Origin of the sequence: Streptomyces sp. NBC_00237 (assembly GCF_026342435.1) — a bacterium.
GTDB lineage: Bacteria > Actinomycetota > Actinomycetes > Streptomycetales > Streptomycetaceae > Streptomyces.
In genome coordinates this window covers 716,303-736,460 of record NZ_JAPEMT010000001.1, presented here as the reverse complement: position 1 = coordinate 736,460, position 20,158 = coordinate 716,303, and the positions used below count along the sequence as shown (strand labels likewise).

The window sequence follows — 20,158 nt, the reverse complement described above, 5'->3', positions numbered from 1 at the left end:
GGGCCGAACCTCTCGTGAACGTCCTCGTCGTGACCGCTGTCCCCGCTGAGCGGGACGCGGTCACGCGTGCGTTCGGGGCGGACCGGGCAGCGCACCTCACCGTGCTCGCGGGCGGCGTCGGCCCCGCATCGGCCGCCGCCGCCACCGCCCGTGCGCTGGCCACCGGTGCGTACGGTCTGGTGATCTCGGCCGGGATCGGCGGCGGTTTCGCGGACCGCGCCCCCGTCGGCTCCGTCGTGGTCGCGGACGCGATCGTCGCCGCCGACCTCGGGGCCGAGACCCCGGACGGGTACGTGCCCGTCACGGGCCTCGGCTTCGGCACCGTCGAGCACCTGCCTCCGGCCGATCTCGTACGGGTGACGAGCGAGGCCGCCGCAGCCGCCACCGGCACCGTCCTCACGGTCTCCACCGTCACCGGCACGGCCGCCCGCGCCGCCGAGCTGGGCGCCCGCCACCCGCGCGCCGCCGTCGAGGCGATGGAGGGCTTCGGGGTGGCGGAGGCCGCCGCGCTGTTCGGCCTTCCCGTACTGGAGATCCGCGCGGTCTCCAACGCGGTGGGTCCGCGCGACCGCGACGCCTGGCGGATCGGGGAAGCGCTCGCCGCACTGAGCGACGCGTTCGGGAAGATCGGGCCCGTACTGGAGGGTTGGACACCACATGACTGACCACATGACCACTGACGCCGTACAGATCGCCTTCTCGCCCTGCCCCAACGACACCTTCGTCTTCGACGCGTGGGCGCACGGCCGCATCCCCGGGGCCCCCGCCCTGGACGTCACCTTCGCGGACATCGACATCACGAACGGCATGGCCGAGCGCGGCGAGTTCGACGTGCTGAAGGTGTCGTACGCGGTGCTGCCGTGGGTGCTGGACGACTACGCCCTGCTGCCGTGCGGCGGGGCCCTCGGCCGGGGCTGCGGCCCGCTCGTCCTGACCCGCGAGGCGGGCGTGGACCTCACCGGCAGGACCGTCGCGGTGCCGAGCGAGCGCTCGACGGCGTACCTGCTGTTCCGGCTGTGGGCGGCCGACGTCGTCCCGGGCGGGGTCGGCGAGGTCGTGGTGATGCCGTTCGACCAGATCATGCCCGCCGTGCGGGACGGCAAGGTCGACGCGGGACTCGTCATCCACGAGGCCCGCTTCACCTACCAGAACTACGGTCTGCACAAGCTCGCCGACATGGGCGAGCACTGGGAGGCGACCACCGGGCTGCCCATCCCGCTGGGCGCGATCATCGCGAAGCGTTCGCTGGGCGAGACACGGCTGCGGGAGCTGGCCCGGGCCGCGCGGACGTCCGTACGGATGGCGTGGGACGAGCCGTCGGCGTCCCGCCCCTACGTCGCGGCGCACGCCCAGGAGATGGACCCGGCCGTCGCCGACCAGCACATCGCGCTGTACGTGAACGAGTTCAGCGCCGACCTCGGCGAGGACGGGTACGCGGCCGTCCGAGGGCTCCTGGAACGCGCGGCGGCCGAGGGGCTCGTTCCGCCCCTCGGCCGCGACGCGCTGAGCTTTCCCTAAGCGCTTCTCCCAGGCGTTTTCCCAGGCCCTAGACGTCCAGCTGGTCCGCCACCGCGCGCAGCAGGCCCGCGATCTTCGCGCCCGCCGCCTTGTCGGGGTAGCGGCCCCGCTCCAGGGACGGGGTGATGTTCTCCAGGAGCGTCGTGAGGTCCTGGACGATGGAGGCCAGTTCGTCGGGCTTGCGGCGCTGCGCCGCGGCCACCGAGGGGGTCGGGTCGAGGACCGTCACCGAAAGCGCCTGGTCACCGCGCTGACCCGCGACGACACCGAATTCGACGCGCTGTCCGGGCTTGAGGCTCTCGACACCGGCCGGGAGCACCGAGGAGTGGACGAAAACGTCGCCGCCGTCGTCGCGGGAGAGGAAGCCGAAGCCCTTCTCGCTGTTGAACCACTTGACCTTGCCGGTAGGCACCGTCTGTCCTCGTCCTCGTACTCGTCGGGTCCGGACGGCCGCGAAAACGGGTCCGGATAGCACTGCAGCGGGTCTCCAGTGACCCGCCACTCACCAGGCTAATGCTCTGTACGCCGCTGACAAGAGCCGCCGGAGCTTCCCGCGTTCCCGCCCTGTGGCCGCCCCGGAGCCGTCGGGCCCCGGGCCGACTCCCAGGGCTGGGAACTACCCTTGCCGGGTGAGCAATGAAACCCGTACGACAGAGTCCTCGGAGTCCACGGCCGGCGATCGGCTGGTTCGCGTCGGTGGAGTCGTCTTCTTCATCGGGGCTGTCGCGACGCTGGTGACGGTGGCGCCGCTGTTCCTGGGCACCGAACCCTTCCCGTCGATCGCCTACGCGGTGTGCATGCTGATGGGCGTCGGTTTCGTGGTCGCGGCGGCCGGTGTGCTGACGTCGATCGCGGCGCAGCGGCGCGCGGCCCGCGGGGTCTGACCCGCAGGGTCTGAGGGGCGCACCGGCGTCGGGCGTCGAAGGCGAGGGCGCGGGCCGGGTGCCCGTCGTGTTCCTGACCGCGAGCGACGGCGCCGTGGAGAAGTTAGCCGGGCCGACCGTGGGCGACGACCACATGACGAAGCCCTTCAGCCTGGCGGAGCTGATCGCCCGCATCCGCTCCGTACCGGACCGCACGCGGGACGCGGGACGCGCATTGACGCGATAGCACCTCTGGGACCACGTCCGGGAGTACGGCTTCGGGGGCGACGCCGCAGCCATCCGGACGGTCCATCGGGTACGTGTCACGGGTACGGGACGACGGGCGGGCCGTCGCGGAGGTGAGGCGGCCCTCAACGCAGGGGTGGGCATTCGGGGCCGTCCCGGCACAATGGCGACATGACTTCCGCGCCTGCCCAGCCCGCCGAAACCCCTCTCTCCGCTCCCTTCGCGATCGGTTTCGACCTCGACATGACGCTGATCGACTCGCGCCCCGGCATCCGGGCCGCGTACCGGCGGCTCTCGGTCGAGACGGGCGTGCCGATCGACGCGGACCTGGTGGTCACGCGGCTCGGCCCGCCGCTGGAGCAGGAGATCGCGAACTGGTTCCCCGCCGAGCGGGTCGAGGAGATCGCCGACCGCTACCGCGCCCTGTACCCGTCGTACGCGATCGAGCCCTCGACGGCGCTGCCGGGGGCGCGGGAGGCGGTCGCGGCGGTCCGGGCGGCGGGCGGCCGGGTGCTGGTCGTCACCGGCAAGTGGGAGCCGAACGCGAAGCTCCACCTGTCCCACCTGGGCATCGAGGTCGACGCGCTCGCGGGCAACGTCTGGGCGGAGGGCAAGGCGCTGGCGCTCCGGGAGGAGGGGGCGCGGGTGTACGTGGGCGACCACCTGGGGGACATCCGGGGCGCGAAGGCGGCGGACGCGGTCGCAGTGGGCGTGACGACGGGTCCGTACGGTGCGGAGGCCCTGCGGGAGGCGGGCGCGGACGTGGTCCTCCGCGATCTGACGGAGTTCCCGGAGTGGTTCCGCTCGGTGACCGGTTCCAGCCCGTCACGCACCTCCGGCCCGTTGGAGGGGTCTCCCCTGCTCGAACGGAGTTGAGAGCTTGGGGGGAGGAAGGGCTTGGGGTGGCCCGCCGCGGGCACCTCCGGGTGCGGTGCACCCGTCGTGGGACCCCGACTCACCCCCGCACGCCCATCGGCGCCCTACGGGCTCATCCGCCGTGCCCGCCACACCACGAAGAGGGCCGAGGCCACCGCCGCCACCCTCATCAGCACCGGCCACAGGCCCGTCAGCGCCTCCCCCATCGCCCCCTCCGCCTGGAGCGACAGCGGGGCGCCCCACTTGCCTTCCGTGCGCCCCCACAGCCACACCGCGCCCCCCACCAGCACCACCCCGGGCAGCCCGATGGCCGCCCACTTCGCCTCGGCGCGGCTGAGCCTGCGCGAGACGTACGTGAGGAACCAGCCGCCCAGCAGGAGCAGCAGGTTCCCGGCCACGGCCCCCGCCACCAGCAGGGCCGCGGCCAGCAGCAGGAAGGGGCTCCCGCGCGGTACCAGCGGGGCCCGCACCGGCTCCTCGGTCCCGCCCTCGGCCTCGGCCTCCTCGACGACCGGTACCCCCGCACGCCGCCTCCGCAGCCCCGCCGGAATCCACCGCCGCCGCCCCTCAGGCTCCGCCTCCCCCTCGGCGGGGCCTTTGCCGGGACCCTTGGCGGAATCCTCCTCGTCCTCCTCGGGCGGCCGGAGTATCTCCGGGATCTCCACACCCCCGGTGAAGCCCGGAACGGCCGTCCCGAGCCCCCCGAACGGGCCCGGTTCCGTGCGCCACCAGTCGGCGTCCCCCGAGCCCAGCTCATCGGTGCCCGCGACATGCGGCGACGAGGGCCCGGACGACGGCGGCGCGGCGTCCCCCTTCTCGAACCCCACCGGCTTCCCGAACCCCGTCGGCTTCCCGAACCCCACCGGCGTCTCGGCCCGCCCCGCCCCGCCCGGGGCGGTGCGCCGCTGCCGGGGCACCTTCCGTGACGTACGGGCGGACAGGACGGCCTCCACCCCGCCCCCGTCCGCCGCGTCGACGATCTCGTCGGGGGTCCCGAGCCTGCCCAGGATCCGCTGCACGGCGGCCGAGCTGTCCGGCCCGCCGATCGCCTTGGACCGCTGCCGGTCGATCTCCCCGCGCAACGCGCTGACCAGGCGCATCCTGTCGCCGGAGGTCAGCTGGCGCTGCTGGGCGAGGTCGCCGACCCGGCTCAGGTAGTCGAAGACCAGCTGGTCGCTCTCGATGCCCACGACGTCCGTCCCTACGTGCTCCGCAGCCTGCTGCGCTGTCTGTCCCGCGTGCCCCGACGGCTTCGGTACGCCGTGAACTCGTACGTGGATCTCGTACCCCGCAAGTGCCCGTCCGCCACGCCCAGTTGCCGACCCGCCCGGGACCGACGTTAGCGCCTGGCGCTCGGGAGGGGGCGCTCCAGGGGCTAACGTGGGGCGGATGGGGACCAGCGAGCGCGACCTGGAGGCGCACGTGCCCGAACAATTCACCACCGGGAACCGCACGGCGGCCGTGACACCGAACACGCCACCGCCGCGCCCGAGCACGCCCTCCGCCCCTCCGGACGCCAGCCCTCCGCGGACCCTGGCCGAGTCCCTGCGCACCCGGCCCGACCCGTCCCTCGCGGCGCTCCTGCGCACCCGCCCCGACCTCCTCAACCCGGTCCCGGGCGACCTCACGCTCCTCGCCACGCGGGCCGGAACCCGGGCTTCCGTGGTGCGCGCCCTGGAGCGGCTCGACCGGTTCTCGCTCCAGGCAGCCGAGGCCCTCGCGGTGGCCCAGGACCCGGCCCCGTACGACGTGCTGCTCCACCTCATGACCGGCGACGAGGGCGACCCGGCGACCGCCGCCGCGCTCCCGCACGCCGTGCACACCCTGCGTGAGCAGGCCCTCGTCTGGGGCGCCGACGACCGGCTCCGCCTGGTCCGCACCGCCCGCGAGCTCCTCGCGCCGTCCGCCACGCACCCGTCCCCCACGGGCCTGGGCCCGACCGTCGCCGAGGCGACCACCGGGATGTCCCCGACCCGCCTCCAGGAGATCCTGCGGGCGATCGGCATCCCCACCACCCACGACCCGGTCTCCGCCGTCCGCGCCCTCACCTCGCTGTTCACCGACCGCCCCCGCATGGACGCCCTGCTGGACACCGCCCCGTCCGACGCGCTCACCGTCCTCGACCGCCTCGTGTGGGGTCCTCCGTACGGCGAAGTCAGCTCGGACCCGGCCCCGCCCGTGCGCTGGCTGCGCGACCACGGCCTGCTCCTGCCCACCAGCGCCCGTACGGTCGTCCTGCCCCGGGAGGCCGCCCTGCACCTGCGTGCGGGCCGCGCCCACCGCACCACGGAACCCGCCCCTCCGGAGCTCGTCCCGGCCCCCGCCCACGACCCGAAGATGGTGGACCTGACGGCGGCGGGCCAGGCGTTCGCCGCCCTGTCCACCGTCGAGGAGCTCCTCAAGGGCTGGGACAGGGGCGGCCCGCCCGTCCTGCGCTCGGGCGGCCTCAGCGTCCGCGACCTCAAGCGGACGGCCACCGCCCGCGACCTCACCGAGCAGTCCACCGCCTTCTGGCTCGAACTCTCCTACGCGGCGGGCCTGCTGGCCTCCGACGGCGAGAGCGACGAGCGCTACGCCCCGACCCCCTTCTACGACACCTGGCTCGACCTCCCGCCGCAGGACCGCTGGTCCAGGCTCGCCGCCGCCTGGCTGCGCGCGACCCGTACGTCGGGCCTGGTCGGCGGCCAGGACGCGAAGGGCCGCACCCTGTCCGTGCTCGGCCCCGACCTGGACCGCTCCGCCGCCCCCGAGGTGCGCCGCCGGGTCCTCACCCTGCTCGCCGCGCTCCCGGAGGGCACCGCCCCCGACCCGGAAGCGGTCCTCGCCCGCCTCCGCTGGGAACGCCCGCAACGCGGCACCACGGGCGAACTCCGCGCCCGCCTCGCCCTGTGGGCCATGAACGAGGCGGAGCTCCTCGGCGTGACCGGCCGGGGCGCCCTGTCGGCCCACGGCCGCGCCCTGGCCGGCCTCGACGGCACGCGGGACACGCGGGCGGGCTCCGACCCCGCCCAGGCGGACACCGACGGCACGGAGGCGGACACCGGGGGAACCCCCGCCTCCCTCCCCACCGAGGCCGAGGCCGCCTCGGCGGCCCTCCGCGCCTCCGCGCTCCTCGCCCCGCTCATTCCCGAGCCCCTGGACCACGTCCTCCTCCAGGCCGACCTGACCGCCGTGGCCCCCGGCCCGCTCCAGCGGCCCCTGGCCGAGACCCTCGCCGCGCTCGCCGACATCGAGAGCCGGGGCGGCGCGACCGTCTACCGCTTCACCCCGGGCTCGGTGCGCCGCGCCCTGGACTCCGGTCTGGCCGCCGCCGACCTGCACGCCTTCCTCGCCGCGCACAGCCGCACCCCGGTCCCGCAGCCCCTCAGCTACCTGATCGACGACGTCGCCCGACGCCACGGCCACCTCCGCGTGGGCTCGGCGTCCTCGTACGTACGCTGCGACGACGACGCCGTACTGGGCGAGATCCTGGCCGACAAGCGCTCGGCGGGACTGGGCCTGCGCCGCCTCGCCCCGACCGTCCTGGCCTCCCGCACCGAACCCGCCGCGCTCCTGGAAGGACTGCGCTCCATGGGCTTCGCCCCGGCCGCCGAATCGGCCGCCGGCGACGTCCTGATCACCCGCGCGGACGCCCACCGCACGCCGCCCCGCACGGCCCCCGCCCCGGTGCCGGAGGGTCCTCCCGTACCGGACGAAACCCTCCTGCACGCGGCGCTGCACGCGATCCGCGCGGGCGACATGGCCGCCCACGCGGTCCACAAGCCCACGGGGACCCCCGCGCCGCACACGCCCGGTTCCTCCCTCCCCCGCACCTCCTCCGCCGAGACCCTCGCGACCGTCCAGGCGGCGGCCATGACGGGCTCGACCCTGTGGATCGGCTACGTCAACGCGGACGGCGCGGCGAGCCAGCGCGTCATCGCGCCCGTACGGGTCGAGGGCGGGTTCGTGACGGCGTACGACCACACAGCGGACCAGGTGAAGACGTACCCCCTGCACCGCATCACGGGGGTCGCGGAACTGGCCGACGACCCGGCCTAGTCGGGCCCGGTCACGGAGTACGGGCGGCGGCGCCCCCGGACCTGCCGAGCCGCCGCCCCCGGCTCCACCGGGACGCCTTCCCGGTCCCGGGTCCCGCCGGCTCGGGCCGCCCGGCGGCGGGACCTCCTGCAGCATCCTCATCGGCGGGACCGTCGGTGACGGGCGGCTCCTCCCGGAACCGCTTCCGGTGCACCACGCGTCCCAGCCGCCTCCCCAGCACCAGGTACCCGATCAGCGCGCCCGTCGTATTCATGATCACGTCGTCCACGTCGAAGGCCCGCCCGGTGACGATCGCCCCCTGCGCCAGCTCGACCAGCACGATCACGGCGACCGTCGCGAAGAGCATCCGCAGGAACCGCCACCGCCTCGGCCCCAGGATCGGCAGCAGCACCCCGAACGGCACCCCCAGCAGGACGTTCCCCCCGACCTGCTTGCAGGCGGCCAGGAAGGTGTAGTCCCGCGCGTACTGCCGCAGCGAGTCCCCCGGCCGCAGATTGCTGTGCACGAGCCCCTCGGAGGCGGGCGAGGGGACCAGGGTCAGCTTGGCCAGGACGACGGAGAAGGCGATCAGCACGAGGAAGGCGAGGAGGATCAGGGCCGTCCGTAAGACCACCCAGGTCCACAGGGGGCGCGGTGCCGCGTCGGCGGCGGGCGTGCGTTCGGCAGTCATGGCCTCTCGCTTACCCCCTCGATCGCGGCTCTCACCCGCCGCCCGGGGGCGCGTGAGGCACACTGGAGGTTTGACCGCGCGCGGAAGGACTCACGGCGTTGAACGGACCTCTCATCGTCCAGAGCGACAAGACGCTCCTCCTGGAAGTCGATCACGAGCGGGCGGACGCCTGCCGTCGTGCCATCGCGCCGTTCGCGGAGCTGGAGCGCGCACCGGAGCACATCCACACCTACCGCCTGACCCCGCTCGGCCTGTGGAACGCGCGGGCCGCCGGGCACGACGCCGAGCAGGTCGTCGACGCGCTGGTGGAGTTCTCGCGGTACCCGGTTCCGCACGCCCTGCTGGTGGACGTCGCCGAGACGATGGCGCGGTACGGGCGGCTGACGCTGAGCAAGCACCCGGTGCACGGGCTCGTGCTGACCTCCACCGACCGCCCGGTGCTGGAGGAGATCCTCCGCTCCAAGAAGGTGCAGCCGCTGGTCGGGGCGCGGCTCGACCCGGACACGGTCGCCGTGCACCCCTCCGAGCGCGGCCAGATCAAGCAGACGCTGCTGAAGCTGGGCTGGCCCGCCGAGGACCTCGCCGGGTACGTGGACGGCGAGGCCCACCCGATCGAGCTGGCCGAGGACGGGTGGTCGCTGCGCCCGTACCAGAAGCAGGCCGTGGAGGGCTTCTGGCACGGCGGGTCGGGTGTGGTCGTACTGCCGTGTGGTGCGGGAAAGACGCTGGTCGGGGCCGGTGCGATGGCCGAGGCGAAGGCGACGACCCTGATCCTGGTGACCAATACGGTCTCGGCGCGGCAGTGGAAGCACGAGCTGGTGAAGCGGACGTCGCTGACCGAGGACGAGATCGGCGAGTACAGCGGTACGAGGAAGGAGATCCGCCCGGTCACCATCGCCACGTACCAGGTGCTGACGACGCGGCGGAAGGGTGTGTACCCGCACCTGGAGCTGTTCGACTCGCGGGACTGGGGGCTGGTGATCTACGACGAGGTGCATCTGCTGCCCGCGCCCGTCTTCAAGTTCACCGCCGATCTCCAGGCGCGGCGGCGGCTGGGCCTGACGGCGACTCTCGTACGGGAGGACGGGCGGGAGTCGGACGTCTTCTCGCTCATCGGGCCGAAGCGGTTCGACGCCCCGTGGAAGGAGATCGAGGCGCAGGGCTACATCGCGCCCGCCGACTGCGTGGAGGTACGGGTCAACCTGACCGACTCGGAGCGGCTCGCCTACGCGACGGCGGAGGCGGAGGAGAAGTACCGCTTCTGCGCGACGACGGCGACCAAGCGGAAGGTGACGGAGGCGCTGGTCGCCAAGCACAAGGGTGAGCAGACCCTCGTCATCGGCCAGTACATCGACCAGCTCGACGAGCTGGGCGAGCACCTCGGGGCGCCCGTCATCAAGGGCGAGACGCCGAACTCGCAGCGCGAGAAGCTCTTCGACGCGTTCCGGACGGGCGAGCTGAGCGTCCTCGTCGTGTCCAAGGTCGCGAACTTCTCGATCGACCTGCCGGAGGCGACGGTCGCGATCCAGGTGTCGGGCACGTTCGGGTCGCGGCAGGAGGAGGCGCAGCGGCTCGGGCGCGTACTGCGGCCGAAGGCGGACGGGCACGAGGCGCGGTTCTACTCGGTGGTCGCGCGGGACACCATCGACCAGGACTTCGCGGCGCACCGCCAGCGGTTCCTGGCGGAGCAGGGGTACGCGTACCGGATCGTGGATGCCGACGATCTGCTGGCGGAGGGGCAGGGGCCGGGGCCGCAGGCGGTGTAAGCGGGGGGTGCGGTGGCTGGTGGTGCGGTGGCTGGCGGTGCGGTGGCTGGTGGTGCGGTGGCTGGCGGTGCGGGTTCCGGGGCGCGGAAGTCCGGGGACGGCAGAGTCGAGGATCTGCACCACCAGCACCAGGGGCGGGGGCGGGGGCAGCAGTGGGCGGGACCCGCCCCCGCCCACTCAGAACTCCCTCACGCCTCCCTCACGTACGTACTCAGGTGGCGCTCGCGCTCACGGGCGTGGCTTTCGCCGCCCGCAGCCGCCACGCCAGCCAGCCCAGCAGGGCCAGTCCCAGGAGCGGGTACGGCGACAGGGCGGGCTGCGCCCACAGGCCGTACGCGATGTCCGTGTCGCCCTGGTGGGGGAAGGCCCAGAAGCTGCGGGCGGTGAACAGCACGGCGAGCACGATCGAGAGCCGGTAGCGTCCCTCGGCCAGCAGCAGCGCCAGCAGCGGCACGCACCACACCCAGTGGTGGGACCAGCTGATCGGCGAGACCAGCAGCATCGTGAGGGCGACGGCGACGATGCCCCACTCCTCCTGCCCGGCCCGCACCGCACGGCGGGCGACCCACAGTCCGGCGAGGCCGACGACGACGGCGCAGGCGAACCAGACGAGGCCGGGCTCCATGGAGTTCATGGCGCGGGCGAGGAGGCCCTGGAGGGACTGGTTGTCGACGATCCAGACCTTGCCGACCCGGTCCGTCTCGAACATCCGCCGGGTCCAGAAGTCCAGGCTCGCCGACGGCAGTACGAGGATGCCGAACAGGACGGTGGCGACGAAGGAGGCGAGGGCGGTGAGGCCGTTGCGGACCTTGCCCGTGATCAGCAGGTACACGATGAAGATCGCCGGGGTGAGCTTGATCCCGGCGGCGATCCCGAGCGCCACGCCCTTGCCGAGGGACCCCTGGGGGCGGGTCAGGTCCCACAGCACCAGGCAGGCCAGCACGAGGTTGATCTGCCCGTACACGAAGGTCTGGAAGACCGGCTCCAGCCAGATCGCGAAGGCGGTGGCGGCCGTCACCAGCTCGGGCCGCTTCGGGAGCTTGGCGAAGCGCCAGGAGAGGCGGACGAGGAGGGCCAGGAGGGCCAGGTTGCCGATGAAGAAGCAGACCTTCATGGCGGTGACCGGCAGCCAGGTCGTCGGTACGAAGAGGATCGCCGCGAAGGGCGGGTAGGTCGCGGGGAGCTTCCACTCGGTCGTCACGAAGTCGTAGAGGCTGGTGCCGTTGACGACGGCCTGCCCCTCGGCCCGGTAGACGAGGGTGTCGCCGAGGGGGATGCGGGTCACCACGAAGAGGGTGGCGAGCGCGACCACCGAGAGGACGAGCAGCAGGCGCGCGGCGAGGAGGGCGCGGGGGCGGGGGGCTGGAGCTTTCCCGCTCGGGGCGCCCTGGTCGCCCTGGGCGCGGGGGGAGGTTACGCGGGCGGCGGCGGCGCGGGCGTTCTCGGTCCGGTCTGTCGTCACGACGGCAACCCTATGAGGGTTCGGCGGGGGCGTGCACGGGTGCGCCCGGTCGGGGGCGGGGGGTTGTGCTGAAGTGCGGGTGCGCGGTGGGGGAGCTCCGTGCGCCGTCAGGGGCGCGGGGCTGTGTCACTGTGCGGCTCCGCGGCGCGTGCACTCCCGGCTCCGTCAGGGGCGCGGGGCTGTACCACTGTGCGGCGCCGCGGCGCGTGCACTCCCGGCTTCGCTGGGGCTGGGGGGTGCGCCCCGTTAGGGGCGCGGGGAACTGCGCGACCAGCCACCCACCCAGCCGCGCGGCCGAGCGCTTTAGGTGAAGGGGCGGGACCGGGGCAGCGCCGCAGGCACCCGGGTGCGGCGCACCCATCGGCGGAGCCCGGGCAGACGGCACCAGGGTGGGGCGCACCCGTCGGCGGAGGCAAAAGCGGGCGGCACCGGGGCGGGCCCGGAGCGAGAGGGGCCGCCCCCTTGCCCGCCCGTCCCGCCCCCGGGGGGCGGCCCCGCCGCCCAAGGAGGCTAGGCGGAGGCGGAGGGCGGAGCCAGCCCGAGGAGGCTGGGCGGAAGCGGAGAGGGGCTGGCCCGCCGCCCAACGAGGTGGGGCGGAGGGCGGCCCCGCCGCCCAAGGGGGCTGGGGAGGCGGAGGGCGGAGCCCGAGGGGGCTCGGCGGAAGCAGAGAGGGGCTGGCCCCCTCGCCGCCCAAGGAGGGCGAGGGGGCGGCCCCGCCCGCCGAGGGCGGGCGGGGGAAGAGAAGGGTGGCCCCGCCGCCCAGGGAAGGGGGTGGAGGGTGGCCCCGCCGCGCAACGAAGGGAGGCGGAGGGTGGGCTCGCCGTGCGAGGGGCCGAGGCGGAGGGTGGGCTCGCCGTGGATGTGGGCGGGGGAAGCGGGGGCACGGAATGACCGAGTGAGCCGGTTCGGCGGTGTTAAGTGGTCAGTGCCTCCGGCAGCTCCTCCGCGTGCCGCACCGAAAGCCCCGACACCGCCCGCGTCAGCGCCACGTACAGCCGCCTCAGCCCCGTCCGCTCGTCCGGCTCCCCCGCCACGATCGCCGCGGGCTCGTCCAGCACGACGTAGTCGTACTCAAGCCCCTTCGCCAGCGACGCGGGCACCAGCGTCAGCCGGGACGACGCCGTCGTCTCCTCACCGGGGGACAGGGGCACGTGCCCCGCCGCCCCCAGCGCCCCCGCCAGCACCGGAATCCGCGCGTCCGCCGCGATCAGCCCGATCGACCCCTCGTGCCGCAGCGCCTCCTCGCACGCCGCGACGACCGCCGCGTCGAGATCGGCCCCCTGCGCGACCCGCGTCACCGACATCGCCCCCGGCGACTCCCGTACGGACGACACGGGGGCGAGCCCCGGCGACATGTACGGCAGCAGCCGTGACGCGTACGCGATCACGTCCCGGGGCACCCGGAAGCCCGCCGTCAGCTCCTCCACCACCGCGTCCGGCTTCCCCAGATGCCCGAGCGCCTCGGCCCAACTCCCCGTCGCCCAGGGCGTGGTGCCCTGCGCCAGGTCCCCGAGCACGGTCGCCGACCCCGTGCTGCACCGCCGCCCCACCGCCCGGTACTGCATCGGCGACAGGTCCTGCGCCTCGTCGAGCACCACGTGCCCGAGCGAGTGCGTCCGCGCCACCAGGTCCCGCGCCTCGTCGATCAGTACGGCGTCCGCCGACGACCACTTCACCGACCGCACCGACCGCGCGGGCTTGGTCCACAGCACGGCGGCCTGCTCCTCCTCGCTCAGCACCCCCTCCGCGTGCGCGGCCAGGAACTCCGCGTCCGACAGGAGCCGCAGCACCAACTTCGCCGGGTCGACCGGCGGCCAGATCGCCTTGACCGCGGCCTTCACCGCGGGGTTGCGGGCCACCGCGTCCTGCACCCGGTCGTCGGGCGCCTCCCCGGCCTGCTCCATCCGTACCAGCACCTGGTGCGAGATGCGCTGCGGAAGGGCCTCGCGGGCCGCCCCGTACCGGATGTCCCGGTCGAGCAACTCCCGTACCAGCTCTTCCAGTTCGTACACGGCAACCCGCCACCGCCGCGAGCCGCGCACCACCACGAGACCTTCCTCGGGCAGGGTCACGTGCGAACGCACCGCACGGCGCAGGACCTCCGCCATCCGGGCATCGCCCTTGAGGACAGAGGCGGCTGACGTTTCATCAGTTCCGAGGATCTCGATTCCCGCACCCTCCCCGCTGGTCACCAGGTCGTCCACCGTCGCCTGCTTGACCTCCAACTCGCCCAGAGCGGGGAGTACTTGCTCGATGTAGTGGAGGAAGGACTTGTTGGGCCCGATGACGAGCGTGCCCGTGCGGGCCAGCCGCTCCCGGTGTGCGTACAGCAGGTAGGCGACACGGTGCAGACCGACCGCCGTCTTCCCGGTCCCCGGGCCCCCCTGCACGCACACCGAACCGGCGAGTCCGGACCGTACGATCTCGTCCTGCTCCGGCTGGATCGTCGCGACGATGTCGCGCATCGGGCCGACGCGCGGCCGTTCGATCTCCGCCTGGAGGAGCTTGCTGGTCAGCGGGTCGTCGGCGTCGGACGGGTCGGAGAGGTGCTCGTCCTCGTACGCGGTGAGCTCGCCGGAGGTGTAACCGAAGCGGCGGCGCAGGCCGACGTCCTGCGGATCCTTCTTCGAGGCCCGGTAGAAGGGCTGCGAGACGGGCGCGCGCCAGTCGATGACCATGGGGTCGCCGTCGGCGTCGTGGACGTGGCGGCGGCCGATGTAGAAGTTCTCGCCGGGGGTGCCCTCGGCGTCCTCCGCGCCGACCGTGTGGAGGTAGTCGAGGCGGCCGAAGAAGAGGGGGGTGTGGGAGAGGTCCGCGAGGGCCTTGATGCGGTCCTCGATCTGGGCGGTGAGGACGACGGCGTTGACCCAGTTCGCGGTGACGTCCTTGATGTCGAGGTTCTCGATGTCCTCGCGCATGGCGCGCAGGGCGGCGCGGGACGCGAAGAGGTGGGCGCGCTCTCTGGCGAGCGGGTCGTCAGAAGAGTCGGCGGTGACGGTGATGATCTCGTGCGCGGGCACGGTGGAGCCTCCGGCTGTACGCGGGCCGGGCGGCCGGGTTCCTTGCGGCGGCCGGGGCCCTGGCGCGGAGCGAGGACCGGGGCGGCCGGGTGTGCGGCTCGGCTCGGCGGGGAAGTCACGTCTGGCTGCCGACCGGTTTCCGTCCGGGCGGCGCGCTCCACGAAAGGGAGGCGGGCAGACGCGCGATTCTAGCTTCGGGGGCGGGTTCTGGCGAATGATTTCTTACGGGGCGGAGGCCGCGGCCCCTCCGAGCGGCCCCTCCGGGCCCTGCGGGTGAGGGCGGATGGGACCCAGGTCTGAGGGGCGGGGCCCGGAGCGTCAGTCTGAGGGTGGAGGGGCGGGAGGGGGAGGTTCACCCCGGGGTCCGATGTGCCGGGGAGGGGCGGCGGACACCATGGATGCATGAGTACAGCGACCTTCACCCCCGGTGCGGGTACGGGCAGGGCAGCCGCCCGTACGACGACGAACACGGACCGCGCGCACACCGGCGCCACGGCGGTCTCCGACAAGCCCCACCGCGTGGCCCGCGCGGTCCGGGCCGTGCGGATCTTCCTGGGGGCGGCGGTGGGCGTCGTCCTGCTGGGGGACTACGCGGACGACTGGAAGCGGGATGTGCGGGCTGGGCGGGGGGAGGGTGGTGACTGGCGCTACGAGCGTGACGCCTGGGCGGCGGGCCAGCATGGCACATCCCCCCACCCCCACCACTGACCCACTCCCCCTCGCCCTCCACTCCACCTCACTCCCTCAGGCTCCGCCCCGCTCCCTCAAGCTCCGCCCAGCCCCCTCTGGCTCCGCTCCCGCCTAGCCTCCTCCTCCACCTCCACCTAGCCCCCTCGGGCTCCGCCTCCACCTAGCCCCCTTGAGCTCTGCCTCCGCCGAGCCCCCTTGGGCTCTGCCCTCCGCCTCCGCCTAGCCCCCTTGGGCGGCGGGGCCGCCCCCCCGGAGGCGGAACGGGCGGGCAAGGGGGCGGCCCCCCTCGCTCCGGGCCCACCCCGGAGCGGCCCCGGCCCGCCCCGGTACCGCCTCGCCCCTCGCGAGGGGGTCGGACCGGTGCTGCCCGCCGTTACCTCCGCCCATGGGTGCGCCGCACCCCGGTGCGCCTGCGGCGGGCCGCCCCAGACCCACCCCTTCACCTAAACTCGCGAGGCTTGGGGTTGGGATGTGCGGGTGCGTCGTGGCTGGGCGCGCAGTTCCCCGCGCCCCTAAAGGGGCGCCCCCCCAGCCCCAGCGGAACCGGGAGCGCACGCGCGGCGGAGCCGCACAGTGACACAGCCCCGCGCCCCTAAAGGGGCGCGCCCACCAGCCCCAGCAGAACCGGGAGCGCACGCGCGGCGGAGCCGCACAGTGGCTCAGGCCCGCGCCCCCGAAGGGGCACCTCCACGCAAGCCCCAGCCAGCAAGGACCGCCCCGCTACGCGTCGAGGACCGCCCTCCACTCCCCCACCGCATCCGCGGAAACGGGCTTCGCCCACCCCTCCGGCCGCGCCGCGCCGCCGATGTGGAACGCGTTGATCCCACCCGCCCGCAACACCGGCAGGTGGTCAAGCCGCAGCCCACCCCCGACCAGGATCTCCGCCCCGTACCCGGGCGAGCCCGCCCGGCCCGCCTCGGCCAGCAGCGTCTCCAGGCCCGCGTCGACACCCTCCGCCGCGCCCGCCGTCAGGTACGTGTCCAGGCCCGGCAGGTCCGCCAGCTGCTTGCGCGCGGCGTCGCGGTCGGTGGCCCGGTCGATCGCCCGGTGGAAGGTCCAGCGGCAGCCGTCCAGCTCCGCCACCAGCCGCTCGACCGCGACGAGGTCCACGGTCCCGTCCGGGTCGAGGAACCCGATGACGAACTCCTCCGCCCCTGCCGCCCGCAGTGCCCGCGCGTCCGCGACCAGCGCGTCCACCTCCGCGGGCGTGCCCGCCGCGAACCCGTCCGCGGATCGCAGCATCACGCGCAGCGGGATGTTCACGGCCGCCCGGATAGCGGCGAAGATCTCGACCGGGGGCGTCAGCCCGTCGGCGGACATGTCCGTCACCAGTTCGAGCCGGTCGGCTCCTCCGGACTGGGCCGCGACCGCGTCCTCGACGTTGAGGGCGATCACCTCCAGGACTGCACGCTCACTCATGGGGTTCGGTTTCCTTCGCCATCGCCGACACGGATATAGGTCTAGTCCAATATCAAGACTAGAGCTCATGGCGGGCCCGCGCACCACCCCCGCACGGCGTGTGATCAACCTCTGCCTGCGACCTGCCTCCGGGGCCCGACATCCAGATACCCCTTGGGGGTATACATCAGCTCCTTGCATCACATGGGGGAGGGGGGTATATATGAAGTCAGCAGATACCCCCTGGGGGTAATGAATAGCCCAAGAGCAAGCCACCCGCGAAGTCGCCGCCACCAGCGCGCCACCAACACACCAGCCCCCTAGCGCCACCAGCGCACCAGCGCCACGGCCACGACGAAGGAGCAGTTCATGCCCGTCCATACCCCGGCACCCGCCCCGGCACCGGCGGCTCCCCCCGCCCACGTCGAGCTCGCCATCGGCGGCATGACCTGCGCCTCCTGCGCCGCCCGCATCGAGAAGAAGCTCAACCGGATGGACGGCGTCGAGGCGACCGTCAACTACGCCACCGAGAAGGCGAAGATCGCGTACGACCGCGAGAACACCGAGGTCGCCGACCTCATCGCCACCGTCGTGAAGACCGGCTACACCGCCGAGGAGCCCGCTCCCGTACGGGACGAGACCCCACCCGACGGCGAGGACGCGGAGGAACCGGCCGACCCGGCCCTCATCTCCCTCCGCCAGCGCCTCATCACCGCCACCCTCCTCGCCGTACCGGTGATCGCGATGGCGATGGTCCCGGCCCTCCAGTTCGAGTACTGGCAGTGGCTGTCGCTGACGCTGGCCGCACCCGTCGTCACGTACGCCGCCTGGCCCTTCCACAAGGCCGCGTGGACCAACGCCCGGCACGGGGCGGCGACGATGGACACGCTCATCTCGGTCGGCACGTCGGCCGCCTTCCTCTGGTCCCTGTGGGCGCTGTTCTTCGGCACGGCGGGCATGGCCGGAATGACGCATCCCTTCGAGTTCACCATCGCCCGCAGCGACGGCGCCGGGAACATCTACCTGGAGGCCGCGGCCGGTGTCACCGCGTTCATCCTGGCGGGGCGCTACTTCGAGGCCCGGTCGAAGCGGAAGGCGGGGGCCGCCCTGAAGGCCCTGATGCACCTGGGCGCGAAGGACGTGACCCTCGTGCGCGACGACGGCGGTGAAGTGACCGTTCCCATCCGGGAGTTGAAGGCAGGGGACCGCTTCCTCGTACGGCCGGGCGAGAAGATCGCCACCGACGGGAAGGTCGTGGAGGGGTCGTCGGCGGTCGACGCCTCGATGCTCACGGGCGAGTCCGTGCCGGTCGAGGTGGCCGTGGGCGACAGCGTCACCGGGGCCACCCTCAACGCGGGCGGGCGGCTCGTCGTCGAGGCGACGCGGGTCGGTTCGGACACCCAGCTCGCCCGGATGGCCAAGCTGGTCGAGGACGCACAGAATGGCAAAGCAGCAGCTCAGCGGCTCGCCGACAAGATCTCAGCGGTCTTCGTCCCGATCGTCATCGCCCTCGCGCTCGGCACGCTCGGCTTCTGGCTCGGGAGCGGGGCCGGGCTGACGGCCTCCTTCACCGCGGCCGTCGCCGTACTGATCATCGCCTGCCCCTGCGCCCTCGGCCTCGCCACTCCGACCGCCCTCATGGTCGGCACCGGGCGCGGCGCCCAGCTCGGCATCCTGATCAAGGGCCCGGAGGTCCTGGAGAGCACCCGCAAGGTCGACACGATCGTCCTCGACAAGACCGGCACCGTCACCACCGGCAAAATGACCCTGCTGTCCGTGCACACCGCGCCGGGCGTCGACGAGGCCGAAGTCCTGCGGCTGGCGGGCGCGTTGGAGAACGCATCCGAGCACCCGATCGCCCAGGCCGTCGCCACGGGGGCCGTCGAGAAGGTCGGCAAGCTCCCCACTCCCGAGGACTTCGCGAACGTTCCCGGGCTCGGCGTCCACGGCGTCGTCGACGGGCACGCCGTACTCGTCGGCCGTACGAAGCTGCTGGCGGATTGGGCGATGGCCCTCCCCGCCGGGCTGGAGCGGGCGAAGGCGGACGCCGAGGCGGCCGGACGTACGGCCATCGCCGTGGCCTGGGACGGCGAGGCCCGTGCGGTCCTCACCGTCGCCGACGCCGTCAAGGACACCAGCGCGGAAGCGATCCGCCGTCTCCGCGCCCTGGGTCTGACCCCGATCCTGCTCACCGGCGACAACAAGGCCGTCGCCGAGGCGGTCGCCGCCGAGGTCGGCATCGACCGGGTGATCGCCGAGGTCATGCCGGAGGACAAGGTCAGCGTCGTCAAGTCCCTTCAGGAGGAGGGCCGTTCGGTCGCCATGGTCGGCGACGGGGTCAACGACGCCGCAGCCCTCGCCCAGGCCGATCTGGGTCTGGCCATGGGCACGGGCACGGACGCCGCGATCGAGGCGGGCGACCTGACGCTCGTACGGGGAGACCTGCGGGCGGCGGCCGACGCGATCCGCCTCTCCCGCCGGACCCTCGGCACGATCAAATCGAACCTCTTCTGGGCCTTCGCCTACAACGTCGGCGCGCTGCCGCTGGCGGCGATGGGACTGCTGAACCCGATGATCGCGGGGGCGGCGATGGCCTTCTCGTCGGTCTTCGTGGTCGGCAACAGCCTGCGGCTGCGGAGCTTCAAGGCGGCGTAGCCGCTCACGGAGAGAGCAGCAGCAACTCCGTGGTGAGGTTGTGGCGGGCCGCGTCCTCCCAGTGGGAAGTGCCGTACGGAGTGCGGAACAGCCTTGGCATGGCGAGGAGTTGGGCGAGTACGGCGGCCCGGCCCGTGCGGAAGTCGGGGTCCGGGACGAAGGCGTACTCGGTACGGACCGCCGAGGCGTAGGCGGCGTAGTCCTCGGGGGCGGAGGCGAGGACGGCGAGATCGGCGTCGCAGAGGGCCTCGCCGTTGGTGTCGCCGTCGTCGGGGTCGTGCGTGACGGTCAGGCGGACCAGCCGGGCGACTTCGGCGACGTCCTCGTCGCCGACGCCCAGCTCGGCGAGGGCCCGCTCGGCGAGCCGCGCCGAGCGCTCCTCGTTGGTGTCGCGCTCGGGGTCGTACACGGCGTCGTGGAACCAGGCCGCGAGGCGTACGAGGTCGGGGTCGGCGGGGTGGTCGGCGAGGGTGTCGAGGTGCGTGAGGACAGCGGCGAGGTGGGTGGGGGTGTGGTAGGCGCGGTGGGGCTCCGCCCAGCGGGTGAGCAGGGCTTGGGCGTACGGGGCGGGGTCGGCCGCACCGGCCGAACCGGCCGAACCGGCCGGGCTGATGGCGGCGATCACCGCGGCCCAGCGGTCGGGAAGGTCGGGAGGCAGGATCGTCATGGAGCCAGTGTGCCTGCCCACGAACACGGAGCCACGCTCCGCCGGGGCCCCGGGGCCGCCACCACTGTGCGGCTCCGCCGGGTCTGGGAGGGTGCGCCCCTTGAGGGGCGCGGGGCTGTGTCACTGTGCGGCTCCGCCGCGGGTGCGCTCCCGGCTCCGCCGGGGCTGTTAGGGGCGCGGGGAACTGCGCGCCCAGCCACGACGCACCCGCACATCCCCACCCCAAGCCTCGCGAGTTTAGGTGAAGGATGGGGTCTCCCCTGCTCGAACGAAGTTGAGAGCTTGGGGA

The 20,158-nt window shown here is 73.6% G+C and carries 16 protein-coding genes; 9 read left to right on the top strand and 7 right to left on the bottom strand.

The genetic code is table 11. The features are described from left to right. Positions 1-14 precede the first annotated feature (14 nt). Together OG897_RS03185 and OG897_RS03180 are read left to right on the top strand one after the other, a co-directional pair. Positions 15-665: a futalosine hydrolase gene (locus OG897_RS03185; RefSeq protein WP_266652665.1), complete on the top strand. Its 651-nt coding sequence runs from the start codon at positions 15-17 to the stop codon at positions 663-665. 4 nt (positions 666-669) lie between these two features. Beyond that, positions 670-1,518, top strand: a complete 849-nt coding sequence (locus OG897_RS03180) for a 1,4-dihydroxy-6-naphthoate synthase (protein WP_266652663.1) — start codon at positions 670-672, stop codon at positions 1,516-1,518. A gap of 28 nt (positions 1,519-1,546) precedes the next feature. Here the strand turns inward: OG897_RS03180 and OG897_RS40770 are convergent, their stop codons facing one another. After that, the gene (locus OG897_RS40770; protein ID WP_323187974.1) at positions 1,547-1,930 is read right to left on the bottom strand and encodes a cold-shock protein; all 384 of its coding nucleotides are present in this window, start codon (positions 1,928-1,930) and stop codon (positions 1,547-1,549) included. A gap of 217 nt (positions 1,931-2,147) precedes the next feature. Between OG897_RS40770 and OG897_RS03170 the strand changes: the two genes are divergently transcribed. The 3 genes from OG897_RS03170 to OG897_RS03160 all read left to right on the top strand — a co-directional run bounded on the left by OG897_RS03170 (position 2,148) and on the right by OG897_RS03160 (position 3,503). Then, on the top strand, positions 2,148-2,402 hold the full coding sequence (locus OG897_RS03170; RefSeq protein ID WP_266652661.1) for a hypothetical protein: 255 nt from the start codon (positions 2,148-2,150) through the stop codon (positions 2,400-2,402). Between the two features lie 58 nt (positions 2,403-2,460). Further along, the gene (locus tag OG897_RS03165; protein WP_266652659.1) at positions 2,461-2,628 is read left to right on the top strand and encodes a hypothetical protein; all 168 of its coding nucleotides are present in this window, start codon (positions 2,461-2,463) and stop codon (positions 2,626-2,628) included. A 170-nt stretch (positions 2,629-2,798) separates the two neighbouring features. Next, entirely contained in the window at positions 2,799-3,503 is a 705-nt protein-coding gene (locus OG897_RS03160; protein WP_266652657.1) for an HAD family hydrolase, read from the top strand. A gap of 104 nt (positions 3,504-3,607) precedes the next feature. On the opposite strand, the gene OG897_RS03155 is transcribed toward OG897_RS03160, so the two are convergent. After that, on the bottom strand, positions 3,608-4,693 hold the full coding sequence (locus tag OG897_RS03155) for a hypothetical protein (RefSeq protein ID WP_266652655.1): 1,086 nt from the start codon (positions 4,691-4,693) through the stop codon (positions 3,608-3,610). Between the two features lie 199 nt (positions 4,694-4,892). On the opposite strand from OG897_RS03155, the gene OG897_RS03150 reads away from it, so the two are divergent. Further along, positions 4,893-7,541, top strand: coding sequence for a helicase-associated domain-containing protein (locus tag OG897_RS03150; protein ID WP_266652653.1), 2,649 nt, complete (start codon positions 4,893-4,895; stop codon positions 7,539-7,541). A gap of 10 nt (positions 7,542-7,551) precedes the next feature. Here OG897_RS03150 and OG897_RS03145 read toward each other — a convergent pair whose 3' ends face one another. Beyond that, positions 7,552-8,211: a VanZ family protein gene (locus OG897_RS03145; protein ID WP_266652651.1), complete on the bottom strand. Its 660-nt coding sequence runs from the start codon at positions 8,209-8,211 to the stop codon at positions 7,552-7,554. Positions 8,212-8,309: 98 nt separating this feature from the next. Between OG897_RS03145 and OG897_RS03140 the strand changes: the two genes are divergently transcribed. Then, on the top strand, positions 8,310-9,977 hold the full coding sequence (locus tag OG897_RS03140; RefSeq protein ID WP_266652649.1) for a DNA repair helicase XPB: 1,668 nt from the start codon (positions 8,310-8,312) through the stop codon (positions 9,975-9,977). A 211-nt stretch (positions 9,978-10,188) separates the two neighbouring features. On the opposite strand, the gene OG897_RS03135 is transcribed toward OG897_RS03140, so the two are convergent. Both OG897_RS03135 and OG897_RS03130 read right to left on the bottom strand, forming a co-directional pair. Then, the gene (locus tag OG897_RS03135) at positions 10,189-11,289 is read right to left on the bottom strand and encodes a glycosyltransferase 87 family protein (protein ID WP_266656518.1); all 1,101 of its coding nucleotides are present in this window, start codon (positions 11,287-11,289) and stop codon (positions 10,189-10,191) included. Positions 11,290-12,353: 1,064 nt separating this feature from the next. Then, entirely contained in the window at positions 12,354-14,459 is a 2,106-nt protein-coding gene (locus OG897_RS03130) for an AAA family ATPase (RefSeq protein ID WP_266652647.1), read from the bottom strand. Positions 14,460-14,861: 402 nt separating this feature from the next. Here OG897_RS03130 and OG897_RS03125 point away from each other — a divergent pair, with 402 nt between their 5' ends. Beyond that, the gene (locus OG897_RS03125; RefSeq protein ID WP_266652645.1) at positions 14,862-15,167 is read left to right on the top strand and encodes a hypothetical protein; all 306 of its coding nucleotides are present in this window, start codon (positions 14,862-14,864) and stop codon (positions 15,165-15,167) included. 702 nt (positions 15,168-15,869) lie between these two features. Here OG897_RS03125 and OG897_RS03120 read toward each other — a convergent pair. Beyond that, positions 15,870-16,568, bottom strand: a complete 699-nt coding sequence (locus tag OG897_RS03120) for a copper homeostasis protein CutC (protein ID WP_266652643.1) — start codon at positions 16,566-16,568, stop codon at positions 15,870-15,872. 348 nt (positions 16,569-16,916) lie between these two features. Here OG897_RS03120 and OG897_RS03115 point away from each other — a divergent pair, with 348 nt between their 5' ends. Continuing rightward, entirely contained in the window at positions 16,917-19,202 is a 2,286-nt protein-coding gene (locus OG897_RS03115; protein WP_266652641.1) for a cation-translocating P-type ATPase, read from the top strand. Positions 19,203-19,206: 4 nt separating this feature from the next. Here the strand turns inward: OG897_RS03115 and OG897_RS03110 are convergent, their stop codons facing one another. Then, on the bottom strand, positions 19,207-19,869 hold the full coding sequence (locus OG897_RS03110) for an HD domain-containing protein (protein ID WP_266652639.1): 663 nt from the start codon (positions 19,867-19,869) through the stop codon (positions 19,207-19,209). Positions 19,870-20,158 lie beyond the last annotated feature (289 nt).